Origin of the sequence: Streptomyces sp. NPDC051636, assembly GCF_044453765.1 — a bacterium.
Classification (GTDB): domain Bacteria; phylum Actinomycetota; class Actinomycetes; order Streptomycetales; family Streptomycetaceae; genus Streptomyces.
Window position 1 is genome coordinate 1 of sequence record NZ_JBITDA010000064.1, and the last position, 9701, is coordinate 9701.

6 protein-coding genes and 2 tRNA genes are annotated in these 9701 nt (G+C 67.8%); 6 read left to right on the top strand and 2 right to left on the bottom strand.

The features are described from left to right. Positions 1-418 precede the first annotated feature (418 nt). Positions 419-489: transfer RNA gene (locus ACIBBH_RS41840), tRNA-Gly, on the bottom strand. Positions 490-642: 153 nt separating this feature from the next. On the opposite strand from ACIBBH_RS41840, the gene ACIBBH_RS41845 reads away from it, so the two are divergent. From ACIBBH_RS41845 to clpX, 5 genes are all read left to right on the top strand, one after another. Continuing rightward, positions 643-719 (top strand) — tRNA-Pro (locus ACIBBH_RS41845). 178 nt (positions 720-897) lie between these two features. Beyond that, entirely contained in the window at positions 898-2283 is a 1386-nt protein-coding gene (tig, locus tag ACIBBH_RS41850; RefSeq protein ID WP_399414157.1) for a trigger factor, read from the top strand. Between the two features lie 319 nt (positions 2284-2602). Continuing rightward, complete coding sequence (locus ACIBBH_RS41855) at positions 2603-3208, top strand: ATP-dependent Clp protease proteolytic subunit (RefSeq protein WP_399414168.1); 606 nt, start codon at positions 2603-2605, stop codon at positions 3206-3208. Positions 3209-3278: 70 nt separating this feature from the next. Continuing rightward, positions 3279-3944 carry an ATP-dependent Clp protease proteolytic subunit gene (locus tag ACIBBH_RS41860; protein ID WP_399414159.1) on the top strand — a complete coding sequence of 222 codons (666 nt, stop codon included), beginning with the start codon at positions 3279-3281 and terminating at the stop codon, positions 3942-3944. Positions 3945-4113: 169 nt separating this feature from the next. Continuing rightward, complete coding sequence (gene clpX / locus ACIBBH_RS41865; protein ID WP_399414161.1) at positions 4114-5400, top strand: ATP-dependent Clp protease ATP-binding subunit ClpX; 1287 nt, start codon at positions 4114-4116, stop codon at positions 5398-5400. 480 nt (positions 5401-5880) lie between these two features. On the opposite strand, the gene ACIBBH_RS41870 is transcribed toward clpX, so the two are convergent. After that, positions 5881-6810, bottom strand: a complete 930-nt coding sequence (locus ACIBBH_RS41870) for a hypothetical protein (RefSeq protein ID WP_399414163.1) — start codon at positions 6808-6810, stop codon at positions 5881-5883. 136 nt (positions 6811-6946) lie between these two features. On the opposite strand from ACIBBH_RS41870, the gene ACIBBH_RS41875 reads away from it, so the two are divergent. Beyond that, the gene (locus ACIBBH_RS41875; RefSeq protein WP_399414166.1) at positions 6947-9571 is read left to right on the top strand and encodes a valine--tRNA ligase; all 2625 of its coding nucleotides are present in this window, start codon (positions 6947-6949) and stop codon (positions 9569-9571) included. Positions 9572-9701: the final 130 nt, after the last annotated feature.

Genomic DNA, 9701 nt, shown 5'->3' on the forward strand with positions numbered 1-9701 from the left:
AACAGCGTCCACAACTCGTCCGGCACCAACCGCTCCACCAGATCCGTCATGCACGGCTCAACGAGCGATCACACCATCAGAAACGACGTCTTAGCGAACCCGATTTCCCTGCAACCGTTCCCCCCTCTCGACGGCATGGCCACGCGGGGTGTCTTACCTCAACCCACCACTCAACCCAGCTCCCATCCCGTCTGCCGTCGACCCACACACCGTGGAGGCGTGGTCCCTGGCGTCCAGGTGGAGCGCGCCACTGTACGAACGACCTGGACGCCAGGGGCCGCGTCTGCTCGGCTTTGCCTCTCAAGCGGCGTCGCCGGCCCGAGGGGACGCGGGTGACACGGCGGACTGATCAGGGCTCCCGGAAATACTCAGGGCCAGGCGGAGGAATCATCCTCTCACCTGGCCCTGAGCCGTACAGAGCGGGCGACGGGAATCGAACCCGCGTAGCTAGTTTGGAAGACTAGGGCTCTACCATTGAGCTACGCCCGCACGCGCGGCGCCGCAGGTCCGAGGACCGCGGCACAGGAGGCATCGTAGCGGGTCGCACGTCACGTAGGCCAACGAGATCGGTCTGCGGGAATGGCCGCGGACAAAGCGGCCGACGCATCCGGCCCGGGCATGTACCCTACGTGTCGCACCAGACGGGGTGTGGCGCAGCTTGGTAGCGCGTCCGCTTTGGGAGCGGAAGGCCGTGGGTTCAAATCCCGCCACCCCGACCACCGGCTCACGTCACGTGATGATCGCCTTTTGGGGCGCTGAGCGGCTGCGGTTACTATGCAAGCTGCGCGCCCGTGTGTCCCGGCCCACTCGGCCTACGAACTCCTCCGGGCGGCGAAGTCCGCCGGACCTGTCTGGCTCCGGCGAAAACCAAGAAGTCAGCCACAAGGAGACCGAACCGTGAAGAGCGCCGTGGAGACCCTGAACCCGACCCGGGTTCGGCTCACTGTCGAGGTGCCCTTCGAGGAGCTCAAGGACAGCCTCGACGCGGCGTACAAGAAGATCAACCAGCAGGTCACGGTGAAGGGCTTCCGCAAGGGCAAGATCCCGGCCCGTGTCATCGACCAGCGGTTCGGCCGCGGTGCGGTGCTGGAGGAGGCCGTCAACGACGCGCTGCCGAAGTTCTACACCGAGGCGGTCAACGAGGCCGAGCTCAGCCCGCTGGGCCAGCCCGAGGTCGACATCACCGAGCTGAAGGACGGCGAGACGCTGAACTTCACCGCCGAGGTCGACGTCCGCCCGGCCCTCGAGATCCCGGACTACTCCGGCATCGAGGTCGAGGTCGACGCCGTCGAGGTCAGCGACGAGGACGTCGAGAAGTCGGTCGAGCAGCTCCGCGAGCGCTTCGCCTCCACCTCCCCGGTCGAGCGCGCCGCCGAGGACGGTGACGTGGTCACCCTCGACCTCCAGGCCAAGGTCGACGGCGAGGTCCTCGAGGACGGGGTCGCCGAGGGCGTCTCCTACACGATCGGCTCCGGTGAGCTGCTGGACGGCATCGACGACGCCGTGAAGGGCCTGTCCGCCGGCGAGGAGACCACCTTCACCTCCGAGCTGAAGGGCGGCTCCGCCGCGGGCAAGGAGGCCGAGGTCACCGTCAAGGTCACCCAGGTCGCCGCCCGCGAACTGCCCGAGCTGGACGACGACTTCGCGCAGCTCGCCTCCGAGTTCGACACGCTCGAGGAGCTCAAGGCCGACAGCCGCAAGCGCCTGGCCGGCATGAAGCAGTACGACCAGGCCACGCAGGCCCAGGAGCGCGTCCTGGACAAGCTGCTGGAGCTCGTCGAGGTGCCCGTCCCCGAGAAGCTCCTCGAGGACGAGATCAACACCCGCAAGCACAACCTCGAGCACCACCAGCTCGGCCAGATGGGCCTCACCCTCGACAAGTACCTGGAGCTCCAGGGCAAGACCGCCGAGGAGTTCGAGACCGAGACCCGCGAGGCCGCGGTCAAGGGCATCAAGACCCAGTTCGTCCTCGACGAGCTGGTCAAGCAGGAGAAGCTCAACGTCAACCAGGAGGAGCTCACCGAGCACCTCATGCGGCGTGCGGCCTCCTCCGGCATGTCCCCCGACCAGTTCGCCCAGGCCGTCGTCGAGGGCGGCCAGGTGCCTCTCCTCGTCGGCGAGGTCGCCCGCGGCAAGGCCCTGGCCGTCGTGGTCGAGAAGGCCACGGTCAAGGACACCAACGGCGAGATCGTCGACCTGGACGACGAGGACGAGACCGAGACCGCCGAGGCCTCCGCCGAGGAGACCCCTGCCGAGGCCTCCGAGGAGAAGACCGAGGGCTGACCCTCACGTCCCTCTGACGCGTGTATGACGGGCCCCGGGCGCCATTGCAGCCCGGGGCCCGTCGTCCTGCCCAGGGGCACGGGGAACTGCGCGACAAGCCACCATGCGCCCGCACTCGCGAGCGCACCGGGAGCCCCGACGGCGCTACGCCCCCCGCGAACACTCCCATCTCCGGGATTCCCCGAGGGGACCCGCGCGTTAGGGTCCATGAGTACGGGGGCAGGGGAGTCCCCTGAAGCCCCGGCAGGACCCCGCAGGGAACACGTGAGACGGCACGGAAGCCGTCGTAAGACGAGCAGGTGGATACGTGACGAATCTGATGCCCTCCGCCGCCGGCGAGCCTTCCATCGGTGGTGGCCTCGGCGACCAGGTCTACAACCGGCTGCTCAACGAGCGGATCATCTTCCTCGGCCAGCAGGTTGACGACGACATCGCCAACAAGATCACCGCACAGCTGCTGCTCCTTGCCGCCGACCCGGACAAGGACATCTACCTCTACATCAACAGCCCCGGCGGTTCGGTGACGGCCGGCATGGCGATCTACGACACGATGCAGTACATCCCGAACGACGTGGTCACCATCGCCATGGGCATGGCCGCCTCGATGGGCCAGTTCCTGCTCACCGGCGGCACCGCGGGCAAGCGCTTCGCGCTGCCCCACGCCGACATCATGATGCACCAGGGCTCCGCGGGCCTCGGCGGCACGGTCTCGGACATCAAGATCCAGGCCGAGTACCTGATGCGCACCAAGAAGCGCATGTCCGAGCTGACCGCGTTCCACTCCGGCCAGACGGTGGAGACGATCATTCGCGACGGTGACCGCGACCGCTGGTTCACCCCGGAAGAGGCCAAGGAGTACGGTCTCATTGACGAGATCATCACGCACGCCTCGGGTGTTCCGGGAGGCGGCGGCACCGGTGCCTGACCGGCCCGGCCACGCCACGCACCGCCGAGACCCCAGCCCCCAGAACGCCACCAGGACGGTGAACACGCACATGAGCAACTTCCCCGGCGCCGCCAGCGGCCAGTACGAAGGGCCCCGGCCCGAGAGCCGCTACGTCATCCCGCGCTTCGTCGAGCGCACCTCCCAGGGCATCCGCGAGTACGACCCGTACGCGAAGCTCTTCGAGGAGCGCGTGATCTTCCTCGGCGTCCAGATCGACGACGCCTCCGCCAACGACGTCATGGCGCAGCTGCTGTGCCTGGAGTCGATGGACCCCGACCGGGACATCTCGATCTACATCAACAGCCCCGGCGGTGACATGACCGCCCTCACGGCGATCTACGACACCATGCAGTTCGTGAAGCCGGACATCCAGACGGTGTGCATGGGCCAGGCGGCCTCCGCCGCGGCCATCCTGCTCGCCGCCGGTACACCCGGCAAGCGCATGGCGCTGCCGAACTCCCGTGTGCTCATCCACCAGCCGGCCGGCTCCACCGGCCGCGGGCAGCTCTCCGACCTGGAGATCATCGCCAACGAGTTCACCCGGATGCGTGAGCAGCTGGAGAACATGCTGGCCAAGCACTCCAACCGGCCGCTCGAGAAGGTCCGTGAGGACATCGAGCGCGACAAGATCCTCACGGCCGAAGAGGCGCTGGAGTACGGCATCGTGGACCAGATCATCTCCACCCGGAAGATGAACAACGCCGAGATCCGCTGACGCGGAGCGGGGTTCTCTGCCGCCCTTGGAACGGTGCACGTCAAAGTGAACCGTGCCAAGGGGGGCCCGAACGGGGGGCCCGGCAAGGTACCGTCGGACATAAGGCAGCACCAGGAGCCGCTGGACTCGTAAGTGTCCAGGCGTCTCCCAGGCGAAGGGGAAGCACACCGTGGCACGCATCGGTGACGGCGGCGATCTGCTCAAGTGCTCGTTCTGCGGCAAGAGCCAGAAGCAGGTCAAGAAGCTCATCGCAGGGCCCGGTGTGTACATCTGCGACGAGTGCATCGATCTCTGCAACGAGATCATCGAGGAGGAGCTCGCCGAGACGAGCGAAGTGCGCTGGGAGGAGCTTCCGAAGCCCCGCGAGATCTACGAGTTCCTCGAGGGCTACGTAGTCGGACAAGAGGCCGCCAAGAAGGCGCTCTCGGTCGCGGTGTACAACCACTACAAGCGGGTCCAGGCGGGTGAGAACGGCGGCGCCCAAGGCCGCGACGACGCCATCGAGTTGGCGAAGTCCAACATCCTCCTGCTGGGCCCCACGGGCTCGGGCAAGACGCTCCTCGCCCAGACCCTGGCCCGCATGCTGAACGTCCCGTTCGCGATCGCCGACGCGACGGCGCTCACGGAGGCGGGGTACGTCGGCGAGGACGTCGAGAACATCCTCCTGAAACTGATCCAGGCGGCGGACTACGACGTCAAGAAGGCCGAGACCGGGATCATCTACATCGACGAGATCGACAAAGTAGCCCGAAAGAGTGAAAATCCGTCGATCACCCGGGATGTCTCGGGCGAGGGCGTACAGCAGGCCCTCCTGAAGATCCTCGAGGGCACCACGGCCTCCGTCCCGCCGCAGGGCGGCCGCAAGCACCCCCACCAGGAGTTCATCCAGATCGACACGACGAACGTCCTGTTCATCGTGGGCGGCGCCTTCTCGGGCCTGGAGAAGATCATCGAGGCGCGTGCGGGTGCGAAGGGCATCGGTTTCGGCGCGACGATCCTCTCCAAGCGGGAGCTGGACGCCAAGGACGTCTTCGAGGACATCATGCCGGAGGACCTGGTCAAATTCGGCATGATCCCCGAGTTCATCGGCCGCCTCCCGGTCATCACCTCGGTGCACAACCTCGACCGCGAGGCCCTGCTCAAGATCCTGGTGGAGCCCCGCAACGCCCTCGTGAAGCAGTACCAGCGCCTCTTCGAACTCGACGGCGTGGAACTGGACTTCGAGCGCGAGGCCCTGGAGGCCATCGCCGACCAGGCCATCCTCCGCCAGACCGGCGCGCGAGGCCTGCGCGCCATCATGGAGGAAGTCCTCATGTCCGTGATGTACGAGGTCCCGTCCCGCAAGGACGTGGCCCGCGTCGTCGTCACGGCGGACGTCGTCCACTCCAACGTCAACCCGACGCTGATCCCGCGGGACGCGCGGGGGCGGGGGTCCGGGGAGCAGAAGACGGCCTGAGCATCTCAGCGCCGACGGGCAGGCACCCTGCGTTGGGTGCCTGCCCGTCGGCGTGTCAGGCCAGGGACGACCGGATCGAGTCATCCTTCCGGCGGTAACCGGAGTCCATCCTGTTTCCGGGAGGACTCCGAACGACTTCCCAGAGGGCGAAGCGCAGGGCGGCCGCGGCCGGTGTCGTCGTGGCGGCAGGGGCCCTGCCGGTCCTCGTGGCCTCACCGGCGAGCGCCACGCAGAGTGACTGCTGCGACTACGTGGTCAGCCATGGATACTTTGCCGGCCCGAAGGTGCGGGAGGCGTGCGGCTACGGACATGTCGGTGGCGCTCCGTATCCGTTGTGTCAAGGGGGCCTCCTCGTCCTTCACGTGGACGCCGACACCGCTTTCGCCGCCTGCCGCCGCGCGTGAGGCCCGGGTGCGCGGAATGACTGACGGGGCGTCTCATCGTTTTGATGACACGCCCCGTCGGCAGGTCCGGCAACTGTCAGATCTTGACGCGCACTTCCTTGCGGAGCTTGGCCGTCATCTCGGCCGCCTTCGCCGGGTCGGTGGCCTTCCCGGCGACGATGTCCGAGTACTCCATGGGCATCACGAAGCCGAGCGTACTGTGGTCGCCCCAGACGCAGAACGTGAACTTCATGGTCTTGGCCATGCCCGATGACCCGCTGTCGGTGTTCTTGGCGCTGGCGCCCTGGCACTTGAGAACCGCGCCGTCCAGAGAGCTGGGCTTGTACTCCTGCGGGCTGCCTTCGAAGGTGACGTCGTCGTCCTTGGCGTCCTTCTTGGTGAAGGCGAAGAGGCCGTCGACAGCCTTCTCCGGGTCGTCGATGGTGCCGTAAACGCCGCCGAAGGTGATCATCTTTCCACCGAGCGGGTTGTCCTCGTCCTTGACCGCGTAGGACGCGCTGACATCCTTGGCGTCCTTCACCCCCCACGACTCGGCGTCCTTGAGGTCGTCCTCCGACATCGGACCACCGGCGTCGTCGCTCTTCTTGTACTCGGTGAGCACCACCGCCGGAGTGGTCAGCTTGTGCGGACCGTCATCGGCGATGTCCGAGCTGCCGCTCCCCTTGCCGACGACGAAGAAGGCACCCACCGCGACCGCCGCCACCACGGCCACCGCCCCGATGATCAAGCCTGTCTTCTTCTTGCCGCCACCCGGAGCCGGGGGCTGCGGGACGGCGTACCCGGGCTGGCCGTAGGGAGCCGTGGGCTGGCCGTACGGGTTCGGCTGCGGGGGCACGCCCTGCTGCGGGTGGCCGTACCCGGGCTGCGGCTGGGCCGGCGGCGTCTGCTGGGGGTAGCCGTAGCCGGGCTGGGGGGCCTGCGGCTGCTGGCCGTAGGGGCCCGGCTGCCCGTACGGTCCGGGCTGCTGGGGCTGCCCGCCGTACGGGCCCGGCTGGTTGCTGCTCATTACTGGGTTCCCCTCCAGATGCTTATGCGTACCTGACATCCTGGCGCAGGCACCTGGAGCACACGGCACCGGGGGCCGCACCGTTACAGAACAAACGCGTTTCGGGACGGCCCCGTGACACCTCTAAACTGACCCCGTGACCGAGAACGCTCAGCAGCAGCCACCAGCGCCCGACACCGAACTGCCGACCCAGTACGCGCCGGCCGACGTAGAGGGGCCGCTGTACGAGCGCTGGGTAGAGCGCGGTTACTTCGAGGCCGACGCGAAGAGCGACAAGCCTCCGTACACCATCGTCATCCCGCCGCCCAACGTCACCGGCTCGCTCCACCTCGGGCACGCGTTCGAGCACACGCTCATCGACGCCCTCACCCGGCGCAAGCGCATGCAGGGGTACGAGACGCTGTGGCAGCCCGGCATGGACCACGCCGGTATCGCGACGCAGAACGTCGTCGAGCGGGAGCTCGGGAAGGAAGGCAAGTCCCGGCACGACCTGGGACGGGAGGCCTTCGTCGAGCGTGTCTGGCAGTGGAAGGCCGAGTCGGGCGGGCAGATCAGCGGGCAGATGCGGCGCCTGGGTGACGGTGTCGCCTGGTCGCGTGAACGCTTCACCATGGACGAGGGGCTCTCGCAGGCCGTCCAGACCATCTTCAAGCGGCTCTACGACGACGAGCTGATCTACCGCGCCGAGCGCATCATCAACTGGTGCCCGCGCTGTCTCACCGCCATCTCGGACATCGAGGTCGAGTACCAGGACGACGATGGTGAGCTCGTCTCGATGAAGTACGGGGAGGGGGACGACTCCATCGTCGTCGCCACCACCCGCGCCGAGACCATGCTCGGTGACACCGCCGTCGCCGTTCACCCGGAGGACGAGCGGTACAGGCACCTGGTCGGCAAGCTCATCAGGCTGCCGCTGACGGGCAGGTCCATTCCGGTCGTCGCCGACGAGCACGTCGACCCCGAGTTCGGCACCGGCGCCGTCAAGGTCACCCCGGCCCACGACCCGAACGACTTCGAGATCGGGCAGCGGCACGACCTGCCGTCCATCACGATCATGGACGAGCACGCCGTCATCACCGCCCACGGCCCCTTCCAGGGCCTGGACCGGCTCGAGGCCCGCTCCGCCATCGTCGCCGCGCTGCGCGCCGAGGGCCGGATCGTCGCCGAGAAGCGGCCGTACGTCCACAGCGTCGGCCACTGCTCGCGCTGCAAGACCACCATCGAGCCGCGCCTGTCCATGCAGTGGTGGGTCAAGGTCGGTCCCCTGGCGAAGGCGGCCGGTGACGCCGTCCGCGACGGGCGCGTCAGGATCCATCCGCAGGAGATGGAGAAGCGGTACTTCGACTGGGTCGACAACCTCCACGACTGGTGCATCTCCCGGCAGTTGTGGTGGGGTCACCGGATTCCCGTCTGGTACGGCCCGGACGGCGAGGTCGTCTGCGTCGGTCCGGACGAGGAGCCGCCGAGCGGTGAGGGCTGGCACCAGGACACCGACGTCCTCGACACCTGGTTCTCCTCCGGCCTGTGGCCGTTCTCCACGCTCGGCTGGCCCGAACAGACCGAGAGCCTCGCGAAGTTCTACCCGAACTCCGTCCTGGTCACCGGCTACGACATCCTCTTCTTCTGGGTCGCCCGGATGATGATGTTCGGCCTGTACGCGATGGACGGCACCCCGCCGTTCCACACCATCGCCCTGCACGGCATGGTCCGCGACCAGTTCGGCAAGAAGATGTCGAAGTCCTTCGGCAACGCGGTCAACCCGCTGGACTGGATGGACAAGTACGGCAGCGATGCCCTGCGCTTCACGCTGGCCCGTGGCGCCAACCCCGGCGTCGACGTCCCGATCGGTGAGGACTGGGTTCAGGGCTCCCGTAACTTCGCCAACAAGATCTGGAACGCCACGCGCTTCGCGCTGATGAACGGCGCGACGGTGGACGGGCCGCTGCCGGACGCGTCGAGGATGTCGGCGACGGACCGGTGGATCCTGTCCCGCCTGGGCTCCGTCGTCGCCGAAGTCGACGCGTACTACGACGACTTCCAGTTCGCCAAGCTGTCCGACGCCCTCTTCCACTTCGCGTGGGACGAGGTCTTCGACTGGTACGTCGAGCTGTCCAAGACCACCTTCCAGGCGGGCGGCGAGGCGGCCGAGGTCAGCAAGCGCGTCCTCGGCGAGGTCCTCGACGTCACGCTGAGGCTGCTGCACCCGGTGGTCCCGTTCGTCACGGAGACCCTGTGGACCACCCTCACCGGTGGCGAGTCGGTCGTCATCGCCGAGTGGCCCGCGGACAGTGGCTTCCGGGACGCCGACGCCGAGCGGGAGATCGCGACGCTCCAGTCCGTCATCACCGAGGTCCGCCGCTTCCGCGCCGACCAGGGGCTCCAGCCGGGCCAGCGGGTCCCGGCCCGCCTCACCCTCGACGGGACGGCCCTGGCGCCCCACGAGCCCGCCATCCGCCAGCTGCTGCGCCTCCAGCCGGAGGGCGAGGGCTTCACGGCCACGGCGACCCTGCCGGTGGCCGGGGCGGAGGTCGCGCTGGACCTGTCCGGCACGATCGACGTGGCGGCGGAGCGAAAGCGGCTGGCCAAGGATCTGGCCGCCGCGGAGAAGGAGAAGGCCCAGGCCACGGCCAAGCTGGGCAACGAGGCGTTCCTCGCGAAGGCACCGGAGAACGTGGTGGAGAAGATCCGCACGCGGCTCGCCAAGGCGGACGAGGACATCGCGCGGATCGCTGCGCAACTGGAGCGGTTGCCGCAGGCGTAGGCGTCCGTACGACGGTGAAGGCCCCCGGAACGTTCCTTGAGTTCTAGCGATCGTCGCAACACCCCAGCTCAAGGGGTGCGATGTTCGAGATCCGCAAGACCCGGACGGTGGCTCAGGGCCGCAGGAAGCT

Excerpts from the sequence above, each read along its gene's own strand:
- ACIBBH_RS41860 (WP_399414159.1), top strand. The coding sequence starts at position 3,279 with ATGAGCAACTTCCCCGGCGCCGCCAGCGGCCAGTACGAAGGGCCCCGG.
- ACIBBH_RS41870 (WP_399414163.1), bottom strand. The coding sequence starts at position 6,810 with ATGAGCAGCAACCAGCCGGGCCCGTACGGCGGGCAGCCCCAGCAGCCC.
- ACIBBH_RS41855 (WP_399414168.1), top strand. The coding sequence starts at position 2,603 with ATGCCCTCCGCCGCCGGCGAGCCTTCCATCGGTGGTGGCCTCGGCGAC.